Consider the following 18,938-nt stretch of genomic DNA (forward strand, 5'->3'; position numbering starts at 1 on the left):
GGGTGGGGACCGCGTACTTACCCAATTACCTGGCATGGCGGCGGCTGTTTGAAACCGCGAAGCCAGCAGAGGAGGCGTGGTTTCGCGCAGCGATAGGCGCAGACCAACAACAGATACCAACATAGCCGTTTATGTACAGTGTAGTGGCGCTTCGGAAAGACGCCAAGACATGCCGACGACGACGGCGTCGATATCGCTGCGGTTCTGCTGGAGCGGATCAGGGCTGCTATGATGATCGCCTTCGATGTCACCCATGCCACCGCAGGACGCTCGCATGCTCGCCGATACCCTCGCGCGTCTCGAACCCGCCGACAGCGCCATGGAAGACCGGGTCGCCGCTCATCTTGACAACCTCACCAAGCCGCCGGGCAGCCTAGGCCGGCTGGAAGCGCTGGCCGTGACGCTGGCTGCCATCACCGGCGAGGCCTTCCCCCGGGTCGCGCCGCCCGGGGTGCTGGTGTTCGCCGCCGACCACGGGGTGGCCGCCGAGGGCGTGTCGGCCTTTCCCCAGGAAGTCACCGCACAAATGGTGGCCAACTTCGTCGCCGGCGGTGCGGCGATCAACGTCTTTGCCCGCCAGATCGGCGCCCGTCTCGAAGTGATCGACGTGGGCGTGGCCGGTACGGTGGCAGGCGAGGGCGTGGTGGATGCGAAGGTGCGGCCCGGCACCGCCAACATGGTGGAGTCGGATGCCATGACTCGCGGTGAGGCCGTAGTGGCGGTCGAGGCGGGCGTTGACGCTGCCGAACGCGCCATCGAGGCGGGTTGTCGCTGCCTGATCGTCGGTGAGATGGGCATCGCCAATACCACTGCCAGCAGTGCGCTGTTGGCGGTGCTAACCGACAGCCCAGTAGCCGGTCTGATCGGGCACGGCACCGGGATTTCCGCCGAGCGGCTCGCTCACAAGCAGGCGGTCATCGAGCGTGCCATCGCCGCCCGCGCGCCGGCTTGCGATGACCCGCTCGACGTGCTGGCCAAGCTCGGGGGCCTGGAGATTGCCGCCATGGCCGGCGCCTATCTGGGCGGCGCGGCGCGACGGGTGCCGCTGTTGGTCGACGGCTTTATCGCCACGGTGGCGGCGCTCGTCGCCTGCCGGCTGGGCGCGGCCACGCGGGACTACCTGATCTTCGGCCATCGCTCCAGGGAGCCGGGGCATGCCCATGCGCTGAGCGCTCTCGATGCTCATCCTCTGCTGGATCTGGAGCTGCACCTGGGCGAGGGCACCGGAGCGGCGCTCGCCTTCCCGCTGCTGGAAGCGGCAACGCGCATGCTGGCCGAGATGGCGACCTTCGAGGATGCCGGGGTCGCCGCCAGTCAGACGCCATGACCCAGGAGCCCCTGACGCTGGCGCTGCTGGGGTGGGTGGCGGCTGCCGTGGCCATCGACCTGCTGGTTGGCGACCCTCGCCGGCTACCGCATCCGGTGGTGGGCATGGGCCGCGCGGTTACGGCCCTGGAGCGTGCCTGGAACCAGGGTTCCGCACGAGCGCGGCGCTGGCGCGGTGCCGCGATGACGATGACCGTGGTGGCAGGTACTCTCATGCTCACCTGGGGAGCGCTGGTGCTGCTTGCGCGGGTGCATCCGTGGCTGGCGCTTGCCGCCGAGCTGTGGCTATTGGTCTCGGCGCTGTCCATCAAGGGGTTGGCCGATGCCGCTCGGGCCGTGGCGGCACCGCTGGCGCGCGGTGACCTGCCGACCTCGCGGCGCGCTCTGGCGATGATCGTGGGGCGAGACACCGAGCGGCTCGACGAGGCCGGTCTGACCCGCGGTGCCGTGGAGACGGTGGCCGAGAACTGCGTCGACGGCATTACCGCGCCGCTGTTCTGGGCCCTGCTCGGCGGGGCGCCACTGGCTCTGGCTTACAAGGCGGTCAATACCCTGGATTCGATGGTCGGCTACCGCAACGTGCGCTATGCCGACTTCGGCTACGCGGCGGCGAAACTCGACGACCTGGCCAACTGGCTGCCGGCCAGGCTGACCGCGCTGGCCCTGTGGCTCGCTGCCTGGGCGATGCCGGGCGCCCACCGTACTGGGGCGCTGGCGGCCACCTGGCGTCAAGCGCCAAGCCACCCGAGCCCCAATGCCGGCTGGCCTGAAGCCATGGTGGCGCAGTTGCTGGGGGTTCAACTGGGCGGCACCAATCATTACGCTGGCGTGGCCTCGCAGCGTGCGGTGCTGGGCGTCCCGCCGAGCGAGGGCGGCGAACCGCTGGCCGTCGGGCACATCGAGCGTGCGATCTGCCATATGCACGGCGGCTGGTTGGCTTTCGCGTTGCTGATGGCGCTGGCGGTGTCGATCCGGGAGGGGCTGACATGACGACGCACGATGCCACCTGGCCATCGCATGGCGGCCAGGCCGGGCCGCTGCTGGCGCGCTTCGGCCTCCCGCCCGACCATCCGCTGCACGACTTCAGCACCAATCTGAATCCTCTGGGGCCGCCTGACTGGGTGCCGTCCCGCCTAGCCGCTGCGGCCGACGGCCTGGTGCACTACCCGGCTCCCGACTACCGCACGGCCCGGGAGGCGATTGCCTGCCAGGCCGGCGTTGCCATGGAGCAGGTGCTGCTGACCAACGGCGGCGCCGAGGCGATCTTCCTGGTGGCGGCGGCACATGCCGGTGGGCGGGCGGCCATCGTTCAGCCTACCTTCAATGAATATGCCCGGGCCTGTCGTGCCTTCGGCCTCGCCGTCGACGACATCCAGCTGCCCCCGCCCGACTTCTCGCTCGATCCGGAACGTCTCGGCGTGTCCCTGACCCCCGGCACGCTGCTGTGGTTGTGTCGCCCCAACAACCCCACCGCCACCCTGGTGCCGCGCGAGACGGTCGAGCGGTTGCTGACCCTAGCGGCGGCACGTGGCTGCCGGGTGGTGATCGACGAAGCCTTCATCGACTTCGTGACGCCGCCCCAGGAGGGCCTGGCGCCGCTGCTGGCACGCTTCGACAATCTCGTTCTGCTGCGTTCGCTGACCAAGCTCTATGCATTGCCGGGACTTCGGGTGGGATATCTATTGGCGAGCGAATCAATGGTGCGCAACATTAAAGCGTACCAGCCACCCTGGAGCGTCAATCACCTGGCGGCCGAACTCGTCGCCCCGTTACTGGCCGACACCGCCTTCCTGGCCCGTACCCGACAGTGGCTGACCGGCGAGCGGCCACGCCTGCAGGCCGGTCTCGCCGCCGCCGGTCTCGAGGTGATCCCGAGTCGTGCCAACTTCTTTTTGGTGCGGCCAGCGATCGAAGTCGAAGCGACGGCAGGTCAGGTCCAGCACCGAAGACCCGTTGACGGCTCGATTCAGGCGCTTATGACTGAGGCAATTGCCCTGACGACCGAGAGGCTGTTCGAACGGTTGCTGCGTGCCGGCATCCTGGCCCGCCATACCCACGGCTTTCCCGGGCTCGACGGTGGCTGGCTGCGCCTGGCACTGCGCGACCGGGACTCCAACACGCGTCTGCTCGGCGCGCTGGGTGAGGGTGAGGAGTCATGATCGCCTTCGTCAGCGGCGGGGCGCGCTCCGGCAAGAGCGCCGTTGCCGAGCGTTTGGCACTTGAATGTCGCCAGGCGCGTGGCGGGGCACTCTACTATCTGGCCACGGCAACCGCATCGGATGCGGAGATGGCCGAGCGCATCGCCCGGCACCGCCGCGACCGGGGAGATGCGTGGCGCACCCGTGAGGCGCCGCTGGCACTGGGGGAGGCACTCGACGGTATCGAGCCCGGCAGCTGCGTACTGCTCGACTGCCTGACGCTGTGGGCCAGCCGCGCGCGCTTCGAGGCCGGTTACGACAGTGCTGCCGGCCTCGCCCGGTTCGAGGCGCTGCTGGTTGCGGCTCGCACCCGGCCGCTCGACCTGGTGGTGGTCTCCAACGACCTGAACGAGGCCGCATTGCCGCAGGATGCCGCAACGCGAGACTATGTCGCTTTCCTGCAACGCCTGCACCGCACGCTCGCTCGGGAAGCCGAGCGCGTCGTCGAGGTGGTGGCCGGAGTGGCCATCGATTGGAAAATTTGAGCTCGTCGTCGTGATGTCAGCCATGGCTTGGCCGTCGGCAGCTTCAGGTTGCGCCAAAGGTGCATTTTGCCGGCGCCAGCGAGGTGGACAGTACTTAATGGTCGGGACCTCTGCGCGGTGTTGGCCGGCTGATGCCGGCGACGTTCGGTGGTACTGTTCTCTCACTCGATTGAACGCACCCCTGACGGCGCCAATGCCGTCGAGCAGACAGCGAATAGCAACGGAGCGAGCCTTGGCTCAACTGGAACATATCCAGGTGCTGGAGAAGCGCCTGTGGAGCGCGGCGGACAATCTGCGCGCCAACTCGAACTATGCCAGCAACGAATACTTCCTGCCGGTAATGGGCCTGGTTTTCCTGCGCCACGCCTACAGCCGCTACCTGGCGGTGAAGGACGACATCCAGGCCAGCCTGCCGTCGCGGGGTGGCAAGACCCGCGAGATCACCAAGGAGGACTTCTCCCAGCGCAGCGCCATCCACTTGCGTCCCGAGGCGCAGTTCGACCACCTGGTGAGCTTGCCGGACAGCGCCGACCGCGCCCGCGCCATCATCGAGGCCATGGAAGCCATCGAGAGTGACTATGCCTCGCTCAAGGGCGTGCTGCCCAAGAGCGAATACCAGGAGCTCGACAACGAGGTGCTAGGCCAGCTGCTGCGCACCCTCAATCCCGACGAGCTCAAGCGGGTGAAAGGCGATGTCTTCGGGCGTATCTACGAATACTTCCTGACCCAGTTCGCCGACCAGGGCGCACACGACGGCGGCGAGTTCTTCACCCCGGTGTCGCTGGTCTCGCTGATCGCCCATGTGCTCGACCCCGACCGTGGCACCGTGCTGGACCCGGCCTGCGGGTCCGGCGGCATGTTCGTGCAGAGTGCGCGCACCGTCGAGGAGCACGGCAACAACCCCAGCGAGCGGCTCACCTTTCGCGGCCTGGAGAAGAACGCCACCACCGTGCGCCTGGCCAAGATGAACCTGGCGGTGCACGGCCTGGAAGGCGATATCCAGCGCGCCATCACCTACTACGAGGATCCCCATGAGATGGTCGGCAAGGCCGACTACGTGATGGCCAACCCGCCGTTCAATGTCGACGAGATCGACGCCGAGAAGATCAAGGCCGACCCGCGCCTGCCCTTCGGCCTGCCCGGGGTGAACAAGAAGGGCAAGCTCTCCAACGGCAACTACGTCTGGATCAGCTACTTCTACAGCTACCTGAGCGAGCGGGGCAAGGCGGGCTTCGTGATGTCCTCACAGGCTTCCAGCGCCGGGCGCGACGAGGCCCGGCTCCGCCAGGCGCTGGTGGAGACCGGCGACGTCGATGCCCTGATCGGCATTCGCGGCAACTTCTTCTACACCCGCAGCGTGCCCTGCGAGCTGTGGTTCCTGAACCGCGCCAAGCCTGCCGAGCACCGCGACAAGGTGCTGATGATCGACGCCCGCCAGATCTATCGCCAGGTGACGCGCAAGATATATGACTTCAGCCCAGAGCAGCAGTTAAGCCTTCAGGCCATTGTCTGGCTCTACCGCGGCGAGACCCGTCGCTACCTGGCGCTGGTGGAAGACTATGGGCGGCGTGCCCTGGCCGAAGCCGCTTGCTGCTTCGAGCGGCAAAACGGGGAGCGCAGTGCCGACGCTCCCTTGGCCAACTTCGACACCGCCCTGGATGCCCTGGGCGAGAGCGCTGCCCCCTTCCTCGACAGCCTCAACGACGCCTCGCCGTCGCTGGCGCCGCTTGTGGAGGCCCGCGAGGAGTTGGCCCAGGCCCGCCGCGCCTTTACCGCCGACATGGCGGCCTTCCGCGAGACCCTGGGCGCCGAGCAGGCGGCGTGGCGCGGACAGTCATTGACCCACGGTGCCCTCAAGCAAGCCGTCGACCGCCTGGCGCCCCTGGCCGAGGCCAGTCGCGATCTGGTCAAGCAGACCGACCTGCTCTACAAGCTCGCCTGCCGGGTGCTCGACACTTGCGAGCAGGAGTTCGCCGCCAAGAAGAGCCGCCTGTGGCCCAGCCGCGAGATCAATCGCGCCCGCAAGGCCGCCGATGCGGCGCGCCAGGAGGTGGTCGAGCAGCTCAAGGCCGTGCGCTACGTCTGGAAGCAGGCCCACTGGCTCACCGAGCGCTTCCCGGAAGCGGAGCTGCGCGACGTGGAGGGTCTGGTCAAGCTGGTGAGCATCGATGAAATCGCCGCCAACGACTGGAGCCTGACCCCCGGGCGCTATGTCGGCGTTGCTCCGGAAGAGGAGGATGAGGACTTCGACTTCGAGGAGGCCCTGCGCGAGATCCATGTGGAACTCACCGACCTCGATGCCGAAGCGAACAAACTGGCCGCCAAGATCCGCCGCAACTTCGAGGAGCTGGGGGTATGAAGCTGGCAAGACTTGGTGATATTTGTACTTTAAATTATGGCAGGTCGCTGCGTGGGTATTCGCCAGAGCCTGATAATGAGTTGCCAGTGAGGGTTTTTGGGACAAATGGCCCTATTGGCTGGGCTCGGGAAGCGCTTTCTGATGAGCCTACGATCATCATAGGAAGGAAAGGTGCGTATAGAGGAGTGCACTATTCTGAATTTCCATCTTGGACGATTGATACAGCCTATTACCTTGTGCTGAATGTCTCAAATGTGGAGCTGAAGTGGCTTTATTATAGGCTGATGCTGCTTGATATTAATTCCATGGATTCAGGGTCGGCGATACCATCAACGAAGAGAGAAGATTTCTATAGTTCCAGGGTTAGAGTGCCTGATATCGATAACCAGAGGAGGGTCGTGAACGCTCTTTCATCCTACGATGACCTTATCGATAATAACCATCGCCGTATCCAACTCCTCGAGGAATCTGCTCAGCTGCTCTACAAGGAGTGGTTTGTCCATCTGCGCTTTCCTGGTCATGAGCATGTCAAGATCACCAACGGCGTGCCAGAGGGGTGGGAGCCCTGCCTGCTTCCCCATGTCATCGAGGTCAACCCCAAGGAAAGGATCGAGAAGGGCAAGGAGGTCGCCTATGTTCCGATGGCGGCGCTCTCCGAGACCAATATGACGGTCGATGTCTCGAGATTCGAGAAGCGTAACAAGCACACCAACGTCAAGTTTCGCCAGCATGATGTGTTGCTGGCACGGATTACCCCCTGCCTGGAAAATGGCAAGACGGGCTATGTGCACTTCCTCAAGGAGGATGAACAGGCGTGTGGCTCGACGGAGTTCATCGTGTTGCGGGGAAAGCGAGTCAGCTCCGCCTTCGTCTACTGCCTGGCGCGCTCGGAGCATTTCCGCGAGACCGCCATCCAGAGCATGACCGGCTCATCGGGTCGCCAACGGGTTCAGGCCTCCTCCCTGGCGGACTACTCGGTGCCGTTGCCGCCCCAGCACTTGCTGGAGATGTTCGATGAGGTCGCCATGCAGGCCTTCGAACAGGTCGGCGTGCTGATGGCGCAGAACGAGCGCCTCGCCAAGGCCCGCGATTTACTGCTGCCCAAGCTGATGAGCGGAGAGCTGGCCGCATGAATCGCCAGGCGCTGAACGACCTGCTCGCGCTCGGGGAGGGCTTTACCACCGAGTTCAAGAAGGCCGGCACCTCCGGCCTGGGGCGGGAGATTTGCGCTTTCGCCAACGCCACCGGCGGTGTGATCGTGATCGGCGTCACCGATGCCGGCGAGGTGGTCGGCGTGGTCGACCACAACAAGCTGAAGTCGGACGTGCAGGCCACGGCGCGCTCCGCCGAGCCGCCCATCGCCGTGGAGGTGGAGAGCGCAGGCGAGGTGCTGTGCGTGACCGTGCCGGCCCAGCACAGCAAACCCTACTCCTTCGGCGGCAAGTTCTACCTGCGCGAGGGCGCCTCCTCCCAGCAGATGTCGCGCCAGGAGATCCGCGAGTTCTTCTACCGCGAGGGGTTGATCCACTTCGACGAGACCCCCTGCGAGCGCTTCTCCTTGGAGGAGGATCTGACCGACGAGGCTTGGGCCACCTTCCGCCGCCGGGCGCGCATCCCCGCCGACATGCCGCCGCTCACCGCGCTCAAGAACCTGCACCTGCTGACCGACGACGGCCAGATGACCCATGCCGGCGCCTGGCTGCTGGCACGCGACATCCAGAAGTTCTCCATCAGCGCCGATGTGGCCTGCGCGCTGTTCATGGGCACCGACAAGGTGCATATCCTCGATCGTCGCGGCTTCCACGGCGACGTCTACTCGATGATCGACGAGGTGATGGCCTGGCTGCTTTCCAAGCTCAACGTCGCCTACATCATCAAGCACGTGAAGCGCGAGGAGCGCCCTGAACTGCCCGAAGAGGCGCTGCGCGAGGCGGTGGTCAACGCGCTGGTGCACCGCGACTACCGCTCCACTGCCAACGTGCATGTCTATGTGTTCAGGGACCGGGTGGAGGTGGTCAGCCCCGGCGGCCTGCCCGCCGGCATGAGCGAGGCGGACCTGGGCATCAAGAGCATCCCCCGCAACCCGTTGCTGTTCGGCATGCTGCACCGCATGGAGGCCGTGGAGCATATCGGCTCCGGCATCCGGCGCATCCGCCGGTTGTGCGCCGAGTATGGCGTGGCCGAGCCCGAGATCGAGGTGTCGCCCCACTGGTTCGTGCTGCGTTTTCCCCGGTCGGAAGTGGTTGAGCAGGTGGGGCAGGCGCGACTTGGTCCCGATGCTGCGGCAGCCACCCCGGAAGCCACCCCGGAAGCCACCCCGGAAGCCACCCCGGAAGCCACCCCGGAAGTCACCCCGGAAGTCACCCCGGAAGTTCGCCTGTGTGGGGTCTTGGATGGGGAAATGTCGCGACAGGCGCTTCAAGAGAAGCTTTCCTTGAAGGATGCTGAGTATTTCCGTAAAGCTTATTTAGTGCCTGCCTTGGAAAAGGGTCTGATAGAGATGACCCTTCCCGACAAGCCTCGCAGCAGCAAGCAGCGATACCGACTGACCGAGCGTGGCCGGCGCAACCTTGAAAAGCGCGCCCCGGAGCAGAACGACAAGGATGCGTGATGAGTCCGAGCCCCTACAGTGAAGATACTCTGGTCCAGCAGACCACCGCCGACTATCTGGAACAGCGGCTTGGCTGGCGCTCGGTGCTGGCCTGGAACCAGGAGGACTTCGGGCCGGATAGCCTGCTGGGGCGAAGCTCCGAGCGCGAGGTAGTGCTCACCCGCGCGCTGCGTGAGCGGTTGACTTGGTTGAACCCCGGGCTGCCGGCCGAGGCCTACGACGATGCCGTGCGCCAGGTGGTGGCCTCGCCGGTGGCCCAGTCGCTGGCGGCCACCAACCGCGACAAGTATGCTCAACTGCGCGACGGCGTCTGGGTCACCTTCCACGACGCCAAGGGCGAGCGCTGCCGCGAACGGCTGCGGCTGGTCGATTTCGACGAGCCGGACAACAACGACTTCCTTTGCGTGCGAGAGCTGTGGGTGCAGGGTGACCTCTACCGCCGCCGGGCCGATATCATCGGCTTCGTCAACGGCCTGCCGCTACTGTTCATGGAGTGCAAGAACATCGGCAAGCACCTGCGTGCCGCCTTCGAGCAGAACTTCTCCAGCTACAAGGGGGAGGTGCCGCACCTCTTCCACCACAATGCCCTGGTGGTGTTCGGCAACGGCGAGAAGGCCAAGCTGGGATCGCTGACCAGCCGCTGGGAGCACTTCACCGACTGGAAGCGTCTGGCCGAGGAGGACCCCGGCTCGGTGGACATGGAGACCCTGCTCAAGGGTGTCTGCGAGCGGTGCAACTTCCTGGACATCGTCGAGAACTTCATCCTCTTCGACGACTCCACTGGCGAGCCCAAGAAGATCATCGCCCGCAACCACCAGTTCCTGGGCGTCAACCGGGCGGTACAGGCGGTGCGCGAACGCCGCCAGCGGCAGGGCAAGCTGGGCGTGTTCTGGCACACCCAGGGCTCCGGCAAGAGCTACTCCATGGTGATGTTCACCCGCAAGGTGCACCGCAAGCTGGGCGGCAACTTCTCCTTCGTGGTTCTTACCGACCGTGAGGACCTCGACACCCAGATCTACAAGACCTATGCTGGATGCGGCCTGGTGGACAACGATCGAGATCCTTGCCGTGCCGGCAGCGGCGACCACCTGGAGGCGCTGCTGGGGCAGCACAAGGCCTACCTGTTCTCGCTGATCCAGAAATTTCGCCCGGACATGCCGCCCAACCGGCGCGACGACATCATCGTCATCTCCGACGAGGCACACCGTACCCAGTACGGTAGCCTGGCGTTGAATATGCGCAATGCGCTGCCTCGGGCCAGCGTGATCGGCTTCACTGGCACGCCATTGTTCAAGGACGACGAGATCACCCGCCGCATGTTCGGCGACTACGTCTCCACCTACGACTTCCAGCGCGCCGTGGAGGACAGGGCCACGGTTCCGCTCTACTACGACGCTCGTGGCGACAAGCTGGGCGTGGCGATCGGCGATATCAACGAGCGCATCGCCGAGCACCTGGAGCAGTTCGAGACCGACGATGTGGACGTGGAGCAGCGCCTGGAGCGTGATCTCAAGCGGGACTATCACATCATCACCGCGGGCAAGCGGCTCGACCGGGTGGCGCAGGACTTCGTCGCGCACTACGCCAACGCCTGGGAGACCGGCAAGGCGATGCTGGTGTGCATCGACAAGATCACCTGCGTGCGCATGCACAAGCTGATCGGCTTCTACTGGGACGCGAAGATCCACGAGCTGGAAAGGTCGCTGGCCAAGAATACCGATGAGCAGGAGGAACTGTTCCGGGGTCGGCAGCTGATCTGGATGCGCGAGACACGCGCGGCGGTGGTGGTCAGCGAGGAGCAGGGCGAGGAGGAGAAGTTTCGCCGCTGGGACCTGGATATCACACCCCATCGGCGGTTGATGAAGGAGGGCATGGCGCTGCCTGAATCGATGCGCGAGCTGCCGCAGTTCCGCCATATGCAGCGCATGGCCCTGGATGATGCCTTCAAGGCCGAACAGCACCCTTTCCGCATCGCCATCGTCTGCGCCATGTGGCTGACTGGCTTCGACGTGCCGAGCCTCGCCACCCTCTACCTCGACAAGCCGCTCAAGGCCCACACGCTGATGCAGACCATCGCCCGCGCCAACCGGGTCAGCGAGGGCAAGAACAACGGCCTGATCGTCGATTACTGCGGCATCCTGCGCCATCTGCGCAAGGCGTTGGCCACCTTCGCCGGCACCACCGGGGAGGGCGACCCGGGGGATGGCCGCGACCCCGCCCGTCCGGAGGAGGAGCTGCTGGCCGACCTGGATGAGGCGGTGGCGATGGTCAAGACCTTCCTGGTCGAGCGTGACGCATCTCTGGAGCTTGTGCAGACGACCAGCGGCTTTGAGCGCAACGCGGCCATCGTCGCCTGCAAGGAGGCGGCCAACGAGAGTGACGAGAGCCGCAAGCGTTTCGAGGTGCTGTGCCGCGAGGTGTTCAAGAAGTTCAAGGCCTGTCTGAACGCCAAGGGTGTCAACGCTCGCCGTGCCGACCGCGATACCATTGATATCGTCTACAAGAGCCTGCAGCAGGACCGTGAGCAGGCCGATATTTCGCATATCATCCGCGAGCTTCACGGTGTGGTCGACGAGGCCATCGAGATCCGTGCGCCCAGTGACCGCATTCGTGAGATCGGGGTCTATGACATCAGCGCCATCGACTTCGAGCGTCTCAAGAAGGAGTTCGAGAAGAGCAAGCAGCAGCGCACCCTGGTGCAGAAGCTGAGCCAGGTGGTCGAGCAGAAGCTCCAGCGACTGCTGCTGCAGAATCCGCTGCGCACGGACTTCCAGAACCACTACGAGAAGCTGGTGGCTGACTACAACCGCGAGAAGGACCGCGCCACCGTCGAACAGACCTTTGATGGGCTGCTGGATGAATTCTCAAAGCTTGACGAAGAGGCCGCCCGGGCCAAGCGGGAAGGCCTGGATGAGGAGTCGCTAGCGATCTTCGATCTGCTGCGCAAGCCGGAGCTGAGCGGCGCCGAGATTCGTCGCATCAAACGGGTGTCGGTGGAACTGCTGGAGAACCTGAAGGCGAGGATCACCGAGATCGATCATTGGCAGGAGCGCGAGTCCAGCCGCGACGCAGTGCAGATCGTCATTCGTGACTTCCTGTGGGACGACCGCACCGGCTTGCCGGTGGACCACTATAGCGAGGAGGAGGTGCTGAAGAAGACAGGTGAGGTCTTTCGGCATGTGATCCGTGCTTATCCCACCGTCCCTTCACCGGTTTATACGTCGCAGGTCGGTCGCCACTTTGCGCATTGACGTTGACTCACAGGACTAAGTGGCCATGAAAGGCATGGGCTATGGGCTGCTGCTGGCCTGCCAGTTTCTGACACGGCTGCCGGTACCGGTGGCGTGCCCCTGGACGCCGGTCACCCGGCGCTGGGCGCTGCGCAGCTATCCGCTGGTGGGGCTGGCGATCGGCGTACTATTGGCGGCGTTTGCTGCACTGCTGGGCGACGTATTGCCGACACCGCTGCTGGCGCTCGTGCTGCTCAGCCTGTGGGTGGCGCTCTCCGGAGGGCTTCATCTGGACGGCGTCATGGACGTGGCCGACGCCCTGGGCAGCAATGCACCCCTGGCACGGCGCTGGGAGATCATGAAGGATCCCCAGGTGGGAAGCTTCGCCATCCTGGCTCTGGTCTTCCTGCTGGCCTGGAAGGGCATGCTGGTTTGGGCGCTGCTGAACGCCGGTGCCTCGCTGGGCGTGCTGGTGGCCGTACCGGCGCTGGCGCGCTTCGGTGCCGTGGCCTTGCTGTGCCTGGCGCCTTGTGCGCGTCGCGAAGGGCTGGCCTGGACCTGGCGGCAGGATCTCGAACGGCGTGACCTGCTGCTGGCCCTCGTGCCGCTGGCGGTGCTGTTTGCGTTGCTGCCGGGATGGCCGCTGCTGCTGGGGGCGCTGCTGGCCTTCCTGCTGGTGTACGGTGGGGGAATGACACGAGCTTTTACCGGCATCAACGGCGATATCGTGGGTGCCGCCATCGAGGGAGGAGAGCTATGGCTGTTGCTGATCGCCTGGAGTTGGTGGTCGTTCGTCACGGCCTGACGGCCTGGAACCGTGAGCGCCGCTACCAGGGTCAGCGTGACATTCCGCTGTTGCTGCCCGAGGCGCGCACCGGCCTGGATCGCCTGCGTGGGGCGCTGGCCGGAGACGAGTTCGATGCCGTGCACGCCAGCGATCTGATGCGCTGTCGTCAGACCTTGGCACATCTATTGGTGGGTCGACGGCTCGGCGTCGAGCCGCATTTCGACGCGCGCCTGCGCGAACTCGACTTCGGCGAGTACGAGGGCAAGTGCTACGAGGAACTCCAGGCGCTGCCTGCCTATCGGGCGTGGGTCGACAACCAGGGTGAACAGGCTCCGCCGGGCGGTGAGTCCACCCGAGCGCTGCGTCAGCGCCTCGGAGAGTGGTTCGGGGATCTGCTCGCCGACGTGGAGGCCCATGGGCTGCAGCGCGTGCTGGTCATCACCCATGGGGGGGTGATCCGCGAGTTGCGCCGGCACTTCGAAGAGATCGACTTCTGGGAAGGCAGCGTAGGCCAGGCCGAAGGTCGCCGGCTGATCTTCGTGCAACGAGAGGGGGAGTGGCAATGCAGCTCTTCATCGGCGGAGCCTGTGCCGGCAAGTGCGACGCCGTAAGCGAGCGCTTTCCGGCCGCTCGCTGGCATCGCCTGGAGGCCGGTACGCGACTGCCTGACTGGCGGGAGACGGTCGTTGCCGAGGTGCCGCTGGTGGTGACCGGCTGGGCAGACTGGATCGAAATGGCCCTGAGCGATGAGCCCGACGACGATCGCCTGCGCGAACAACTGGTTGCTGCCCTCGAGGCGCTGGTCGCCGTCGAGCGAGAGCGCGGTACTACCGTCATCGTGATCCTGCCCGAAATGGGCCGCGGCATCGTGCCGATGGCGGCTCGGCTACGCCGCTTGCGCGACCTGGCCGGTTGGCTGGCCCAGGACACCGCCGAACGCGCCGAAGCGGTTTGGTACGTCCGTCATGGGCTCGTCAAGTCCCTGAAATGACGAGGCGTGTCGTAGATCGGCACGTCACTGTCGTTGACCCCGTAGCGCGGGGTTGCTAGCTTAGCGCCACTCTCAGGTGCTCCAGGCGTGCGTAGACACGCTGGGGTGAAACGGGAAGTCGGTGCGCTGATCAGCCATTCCGACGCTGCCCCCGCAACGGTGATCGAGTTTAGGAACGCCCTATACCACTGTGCCGCTCGGCACGGGAAGGTGGCCTTCCAGGACGCTTCGCGTCCACTCGTCAGCCCGGAGACCGGCCTGTGAGTCCAGGAAACGCCGTACAACGGCGCTTCCCTCATGCCGGGTTGCGGTGGGCGACCACGAGGCAGGGTTCTCGTCGCAGCCGTCGTCTCCCTCTCTCGTCCCTTGCCGCCCCGGTGAATGCAACACCATTGCCGTGCGGGCAGGCACGGCGAGCAAGGGACCTCCATGAACACCACACGCAACGCACACCGTGGCCTGGCCGCCTTTGGTCTGGCTCTCCTTCCGCTGGCCGTCCAGGCCCAGCCCGAGAGCGACGGCAACGACGCCGTTGACCTCAACCCTCTGGTGGTGACCGCCACCCTGGCGCCGCGCACCGCCGACGAGTCGCTTTCCTCCGTCACGCTGCTCGACGAAGCGACACTGCGCCGTCAGGATCCCGTCAGCCTGACCGATCTCTTCCGCGGACAGCCGGGTGTGGATGTCACCACCAACGGCAGTTTCGGCAAGACCAGCAGCGTTTACGTTCGTGGTACTTCCAGTGATCAGAGTGTGCTGATGATCGATGGCATTCGCCTGCGTTCGGCTACCTCGGGTGGTGCCGCCTGGCAGTATCTCGACCCGCGGATGTTCGAGCGCGCCGAGGTCGTGCGCGGCCCACGCGGCAGCCTCTACGGTGCCGACGCCGTTGGCGGTGTGGTGCAGCTATTCACCCACGATGCGGAGAAAGGAGGCCCGCATCCCCGCGTTTCCGTCGGCGGCGGTAGCTTCGATTCACGCCGTTTGAGCGCCGGGCTCTCCGGCAGTGAGGGCGGTACCCGTTACAGCTTCGCCGCGAGCCGTTTCGATACCGACGGCGCGCCGGTTCGTCGCGATGGCGAGGACAAGGGCTACGACAATACCTCCGGCCTCGTACGCCTTTCGCACACCTTCGATGGTGGTGCAGAGGTCGGTGTCCTGGCGTTGCGGGCGCGAGGTAGCACCGAATATGACGGTGGCAGTATGGACTTCGTTCAGCAGGTTGCCGGTATTCATGCTGAGCTCCCAGTGACGGAACAGTGGCGTAGTCGACTGAGCCTGAGTGAATCCCGTGATGAACTCGAGAATTTCTCCGAGGCTTCGATGTGGGGACCGGCCAGCACATCGATCTTCGACACCCGTACGCGTACCGTCCGCTGGGAAAATGCCCTGTCATATGGCGTGCATGAAGTGATAGCAGGTCTCGAATTCGAAGAAGACAAGGTTGCCGGTACGTCGAACTACACTCCGGGCAGTCGGGAAAATCTGGCATTCTTCTCTCAAGCTCTGCTGGATATGTCCCCTTTTTCGGTGCAGGCGGCCCTTCGCTTTGACGACAATGAGCATTTTGGCGAAGAGGTTACCGGCAGCATGGCCATAGGCCTGGAGCTGGATGCGCATCATACCCTGCGTACGAGTTACGGAACGGCCTTTCGCGCACCCACTTTCAATGATCTCTACTATCCACAGGATTCCTGGGGCTATGTCGGTAACCCCGATGTGAAAGCTGAAACTTCCGGCACTCTTGAGGTCGGCATTCGAGGGCAGTACGAGGCGTACTTCTGGGACTTGGCCGCTTATCAGACGGATGTCGATGATCTTATCGACTGGGGGGAGTCTCCCAGCGATCCTTCGTTGACTACACCGCAAAATATCAGTGAAGCGCGAATCCGTGGTGTTGAGCTTTCTGCCGGTGCTGAGTTCGACAAATGGACTTTGCAGGCTGCTCTAACCTGGATGGACCCTGAGAACCGCGGCGAGGGCGACAGCAACGAAAATCGTGGCAACGATCTTAGGCGCCGTGCCACGCAAAGCCTGCGTTTCGACGTCGATCGCGAACTGGGCGACTGGTCGCTGGGCGGCTCCTGGGTCGTCCAGAATCACCGCTACGACGACGCCGAGAACGATGAGCGTTTGCCCGGCTTCGGTCTGCTCAACCTGCGCGCCGGCTGGGAGTTCGCACCGATGTGGTCGGCGCGGCTGACGCTGGATAACGTGCTCGACAAGGAGTACGAGACCGCCGGAGGCTACATCAACGCCGGCCGTGCCGCCTTCCTCAGCGTGCATTTCGGCGGATGATGATGTCGCGTCGTTTCCTGAGCGGCCTTGCCCTGGCGCTGCTGTCACTGGCGGTGACGCCGGCCTACGCCGAGGTGTGCGCCATCGACGATGCCGAGCGCGAGGTGTGCCTGCCGGCGCCGGCCGAGCGCATCGCGGCACTCTCGCCCGGGGCCACCGAGCTCGTCTATGCCGCCGGGGCCGGCGACAAGGTGGTGGCGGTGGTCGACTACAGCGACTATCCCCCCGAGGCGCGCGAAGTGCCCAAGGTGGGGAGTCATACTCGCCTCGACATGGAGCGCCTGGCGGCGTTGCGTCCGGCTCTGGTGATCGGTTGGGTGACCGGCAATCCGCCCGAACAGCTGGAGACCGTCGAGTCGCTGGGTGTGCCGGTATTCTATCTGGAGCCGCGCAGCTTCGAGGACGTGGCCAGCGCCATCGAGCGCCTCGGGACGCTGGCCGGCACAGTCGGGCCGGCGCGTCGCGAATCGAACCGCTTCCGCGAGGGCATGACCGAAATTCGCAAGCGCTACGCCGACCGGGAGCCGGTGCGAGTCTTCTACCAGGTGTGGGACGAGCCGTTGATGACCATCAACGATGCGCACCTGATCGGCAAGGTGCTGTCAGCCTGCGGAGGGGTCAACGTCTTCGGGGGGCTGGAGCGCCTGGTACCGCGCATCGACGACGAATCGGTGCTGGATGCCGATCCGGAGGCGATACTGGCCGGCGGCATGGGCGAGGAGAACCGCGAGTGGCTCACCCACTGGGAGCAATACCCGCATCTGACGGCGGTGACCGAGGGCAACCTCTTCTTCGTGCCGCCGTCACTGATTCAGCGCCCCACGCCGCGCCTGCTGGAGGGCAGCCGACTGTTCTGCGAGAAACTGGAGGAAGCGCGTGCACGCCGCTAGGCCCACGCTGGGTGTGATCGGCGGCCGCCGCGGGCTGATTCGTCCGCTGGGCCTGTTGACGCTGGCAGCGCTAGCGGCCCTGGCGCTGGGCGTCGGCGTCGGCAGCGTGGCGGTCTCTCCGGGGGAGCTGTGGGCGGTGATCACGGGGCAGGGCGAGCCGCTTTCGCGCACCCTGGTGCTGGAGCTGCGCCTGCCGCGGTCGCTCTCGGCTTTCGCCACCGGCGGCTTGCTGGCGCTGGCCGGAGCGCTGATGCAGGTGCTGCTGCGCAACCCTCTGGCCGACCCCTATGTACTGGGGCTCTCCGGCGGCGCCGCGGTAGGGGCGTTGGCGGCCATGCTGGCGGGGCTCGGCAGCGCACTGATCACCGGTTCGGCCTTCGCTGGCGCACTGCTCTCCACCTTGCTGGTGTTCGGCCTGGCTCATGGCACCGGAAGCTGGACGCCGGCACGACTGCTGCTCACCGGGGTGGTGGTGGCGGCCGGCTGGGGTGCGGTGGTGACCCTGATGCTGGCGGTGAGTCCCGTCGAGCGACTGCCCGGCATGCTTTACTGGTTGATGGGCGATCTCGCTTATGCGCGCTCGCCGGTGCCGCCGCTGTTACTGCTGGTGGTCGTATGCCTGTTGGCCATTCCCCTGGGGCGCAGTCTCAACGTGCTGGCCCGCGGGGCGCTTCAGGCCGCAGCCCTGGGCGTGGCGGTGAGGCCCCTGGAATGGACGATCTACCTGACGGCGAGCGGGCTCACCGCCATGGCGGTGACCACAGCCGGAAGCATCGGCTTCGTGGGCCTGGTGGTGCCGCACATGCTGCGCCTGGCGCTGGGCAACGACCAGCGCTTGATTCTGCCCGCCTGTGCCTTGGCCGGCGGTACCCTACTGGTGCTCGCCGATACTCTGGCGCGCACCATCATCGCGCCCGAGCAGTTGCCGGTCGGCGTGATCACGGCGCTGCTCGGCGTGCCGACTTTCCTCTATCTGCTCTACCGGAGCCGCTGATGAGCCGACTCGAGGCCTGCGAGCTGGTGATCGACGTGCCGGGGCGTGGCGACGGCCGGGCGATGACCCTGAGCCTGGAGCCGGGGCAAGTGTGGGGCGTGCTGGGTCCCAACGGGGCGGGCAAGACCACGCTCCTGCATACTCTGGCGGGGTTGCGTGCGCCGCGGCACGGTACAGTGCGCCTCGATGGCGAGCCGCTGGCCGGGCTGTCGCGCCGCCGGGTCGCCCGTGCGCTGGGTCTGGTCTTCCAGGAGCGTCACGATGGTTTCCCTGCCACGGTGCAGGAGACGGCGCTGATCGGTCGTCATCCCTGGCTTTCGCCCTGGCAGATGGAGGGCGGGGAGGATCTGCAGCTGGCCGAGGCGGCCCTGGCACGCCTCGACGTGGCTCACCTGGGGGAACGCCTGGTGAGCACGCTCTCCGGAGGCGAACGCCAGCGTCTGGTTCTCGCCACGGTACTCACCCAGGGGCCAGCCATCTGGCTGGCCGACGAGCCCACCAACCATCTCGATCTGCACCATCAGACCGCGGTCATGGCGTTGCTCGCCGAGCAGGCTGCCGAAGGGCGCGCCGTACTGATGTGCCTGCACGACCTCAACCTGGCTGCGCGCTGGTGCGATCGGGTACTGCTGCTCTATCCCGACGGCGAGGCGTGCTGGGGACCGCGCGACACCATGCTGGTGCCGGACGTCCTGGAGCGACTCTATGGCCAGCGTCTGGCCACCGCAGAGGTCGACGGCGCTCCCGTTTTCGTACCCGTGAGGTGACA

At 65.5% G+C, this 18,938-nt stretch carries 15 protein-coding genes, 1 pseudogene and 1 riboswitch; all 16 genes and pseudogenes read left to right on the forward strand.

Translation table 11 applies throughout. From position 1 onward, the window contains the following. A pseudogene (locus tag GFD32_RS01745) lies at window positions 1–125 on the forward strand (IS1595 family transposase); the annotation flags it as partial. 149 nt (window positions 126–274) lie between these two features. Further along, window positions 275–1,327: a nicotinate-nucleotide--dimethylbenzimidazole phosphoribosyltransferase gene (cobT, locus tag GFD32_RS01750; RefSeq protein ID WP_163574743.1), complete on the forward strand. Its 1,053-nt coding sequence runs from the start codon at window positions 275–277 to the stop codon at window positions 1,325–1,327. Continuing rightward, a complete protein-coding gene (gene cbiB, locus GFD32_RS01755) occupies window positions 1,324–2,316 on the forward strand; it encodes an adenosylcobinamide-phosphate synthase CbiB (protein WP_163574745.1) in 993 nt (330 codons plus the stop codon). Before cobT ends, cbiB begins: the two co-directional genes overlap by 4 nt. After that, on the forward strand, window positions 2,313–3,485 hold the full coding sequence (locus GFD32_RS01760) for a pyridoxal phosphate-dependent aminotransferase (protein WP_163574747.1): 1,173 nt from the start codon (window positions 2,313–2,315) through the stop codon (window positions 3,483–3,485). The genes cbiB and GFD32_RS01760 overlap by 4 nt, the downstream gene beginning before the upstream one ends. Continuing rightward, window positions 3,482–4,009: a bifunctional adenosylcobinamide kinase/adenosylcobinamide-phosphate guanylyltransferase gene (locus tag GFD32_RS01765; protein WP_163574749.1), complete on the forward strand. Its 528-nt coding sequence runs from the start codon at window positions 3,482–3,484 to the stop codon at window positions 4,007–4,009. The genes GFD32_RS01760 and GFD32_RS01765 overlap by 4 nt, the downstream gene beginning before the upstream one ends. A 232-nt stretch (window positions 4,010–4,241) precedes the next feature. Continuing rightward, complete coding sequence (locus GFD32_RS01770; RefSeq protein ID WP_163574751.1) at window positions 4,242–6,368, forward strand: class I SAM-dependent DNA methyltransferase; 2,127 nt, start codon at window positions 4,242–4,244, stop codon at window positions 6,366–6,368. Next, window positions 6,365–7,501, forward strand: coding sequence for a restriction endonuclease subunit S (locus GFD32_RS01775; RefSeq protein ID WP_163574753.1), 1,137 nt, complete (start codon window positions 6,365–6,367; stop codon window positions 7,499–7,501). Before GFD32_RS01770 ends, GFD32_RS01775 begins: the two co-directional genes overlap by 4 nt. Then, window positions 7,498–8,979 (forward strand): Fic family protein, encoded by a 1,482-nt coding sequence (locus tag GFD32_RS01780; protein WP_163574755.1) that lies wholly within the window; start codon window positions 7,498–7,500, stop codon window positions 8,977–8,979. Before GFD32_RS01775 ends, GFD32_RS01780 begins: the two co-directional genes overlap by 4 nt. After that, window positions 8,979–12,230: a type I restriction endonuclease subunit R gene (locus GFD32_RS01785; protein ID WP_163574758.1), complete on the forward strand. Its 3,252-nt coding sequence runs from the start codon at window positions 8,979–8,981 to the stop codon at window positions 12,228–12,230. Before GFD32_RS01780 ends, GFD32_RS01785 begins: the two co-directional genes overlap by 1 nt. A gap of 25 nt (window positions 12,231–12,255) precedes the next feature. Then, the gene (gene cobS, locus GFD32_RS01790; protein WP_163574760.1) at window positions 12,256–13,014 is read left to right on the forward strand and encodes an adenosylcobinamide-GDP ribazoletransferase; all 759 of its coding nucleotides are present in this window, start codon (window positions 12,256–12,258) and stop codon (window positions 13,012–13,014) included. After that, window positions 12,966–13,607, forward strand: coding sequence for a histidine phosphatase family protein (locus GFD32_RS01795; protein WP_163574761.1), 642 nt, complete (start codon window positions 12,966–12,968; stop codon window positions 13,605–13,607). Before cobS ends, GFD32_RS01795 begins: the two co-directional genes overlap by 49 nt. Next, window positions 13,559–13,987, forward strand: a complete 429-nt coding sequence (locus GFD32_RS01800; protein WP_163574763.1) for a bifunctional adenosylcobinamide kinase/adenosylcobinamide-phosphate guanylyltransferase — start codon at window positions 13,559–13,561, stop codon at window positions 13,985–13,987. The genes GFD32_RS01795 and GFD32_RS01800 overlap by 49 nt, the downstream gene beginning before the upstream one ends. A 57-nt stretch (window positions 13,988–14,044) precedes the next feature. Continuing rightward, window positions 14,045–14,263, forward strand: a riboswitch (cobalamin riboswitch). A 153-nt stretch (window positions 14,264–14,416) separates the two neighbouring features. Continuing rightward, on the forward strand, window positions 14,417–16,285 hold the full coding sequence (locus tag GFD32_RS01805) for a TonB-dependent receptor domain-containing protein (protein ID WP_163574766.1): 1,869 nt from the start codon (window positions 14,417–14,419) through the stop codon (window positions 16,283–16,285). A 2-nt stretch (window positions 16,286–16,287) separates the two neighbouring features. Beyond that, complete coding sequence (locus GFD32_RS01810) at window positions 16,288–17,175, forward strand: cobalamin-binding protein (protein WP_240455513.1); 888 nt, start codon at window positions 16,288–16,290, stop codon at window positions 17,173–17,175. Further along, window positions 17,162–18,169: a FecCD family ABC transporter permease gene (locus tag GFD32_RS01815; RefSeq protein WP_407081063.1), complete on the forward strand. Its 1,008-nt coding sequence runs from the start codon at window positions 17,162–17,164 to the stop codon at window positions 18,167–18,169. The genes GFD32_RS01810 and GFD32_RS01815 overlap by 14 nt, the downstream gene beginning before the upstream one ends. After that, complete coding sequence (locus tag GFD32_RS01820) at window positions 18,169–18,936, forward strand: ABC transporter ATP-binding protein (protein ID WP_163574770.1); 768 nt, start codon at window positions 18,169–18,171, stop codon at window positions 18,934–18,936. Before GFD32_RS01815 ends, GFD32_RS01820 begins: the two co-directional genes overlap by 1 nt. Window positions 18,937–18,938 lie beyond the last annotated feature (2 nt).

This window comes from Halomonas faecis (assembly GCF_010993975.1).
GTDB classification, from domain to species: Bacteria; Pseudomonadota; Gammaproteobacteria; order Pseudomonadales; family Halomonadaceae; genus Halomonas; species Halomonas faecis.

Bases quoted from the DNA above. Each gene is read 5' to 3' on its own strand.
- GFD32_RS01760 (WP_163574747.1), top strand. From the start codon at position 2,313: ATGACGACGCACGATGCCACCTGGCCATCGCATGGCGGCCAGGCCGGG.
- GFD32_RS01800 (WP_163574763.1), top strand. From the start codon at position 13,559: ATGCAGCTCTTCATCGGCGGAGCCTGTGCCGGCAAGTGCGACGCCGTA.
- GFD32_RS01780 (WP_163574755.1), top strand. From the start codon at position 7,498: ATGAATCGCCAGGCGCTGAACGACCTGCTCGCGCTCGGGGAGGGCTTT.
- GFD32_RS01810 (WP_240455513.1), top strand. From the start codon at position 16,288: ATGTCGCGTCGTTTCCTGAGCGGCCTTGCCCTGGCGCTGCTGTCACTG.
- GFD32_RS01820 (WP_163574770.1), top strand. From the start codon at position 18,169: ATGAGCCGACTCGAGGCCTGCGAGCTGGTGATCGACGTGCCGGGGCGT.
- GFD32_RS01765 (WP_163574749.1), top strand. From the start codon at position 3,482: ATGATCGCCTTCGTCAGCGGCGGGGCGCGCTCCGGCAAGAGCGCCGTT.
- GFD32_RS01805 (WP_163574766.1), top strand. From the start codon at position 14,417: ATGAACACCACACGCAACGCACACCGTGGCCTGGCCGCCTTTGGTCTG.
- GFD32_RS01795 (WP_163574761.1), top strand. From the start codon at position 12,966: ATGGCTGTTGCTGATCGCCTGGAGTTGGTGGTCGTTCGTCACGGCCTG.
- GFD32_RS01785 (WP_163574758.1), top strand. From the start codon at position 8,979: ATGAGTCCGAGCCCCTACAGTGAAGATACTCTGGTCCAGCAGACCACC.
- GFD32_RS01775 (WP_163574753.1), top strand. From the start codon at position 6,365: ATGAAGCTGGCAAGACTTGGTGATATTTGTACTTTAAATTATGGCAGG.
- cobS (WP_163574760.1), top strand. From the start codon at position 12,256: ATGAAAGGCATGGGCTATGGGCTGCTGCTGGCCTGCCAGTTTCTGACA.
- cbiB (WP_163574745.1), top strand. From the start codon at position 1,324: ATGACCCAGGAGCCCCTGACGCTGGCGCTGCTGGGGTGGGTGGCGGCT.
- cobT (WP_163574743.1), top strand. From the start codon at position 275: ATGCTCGCCGATACCCTCGCGCGTCTCGAACCCGCCGACAGCGCCATG.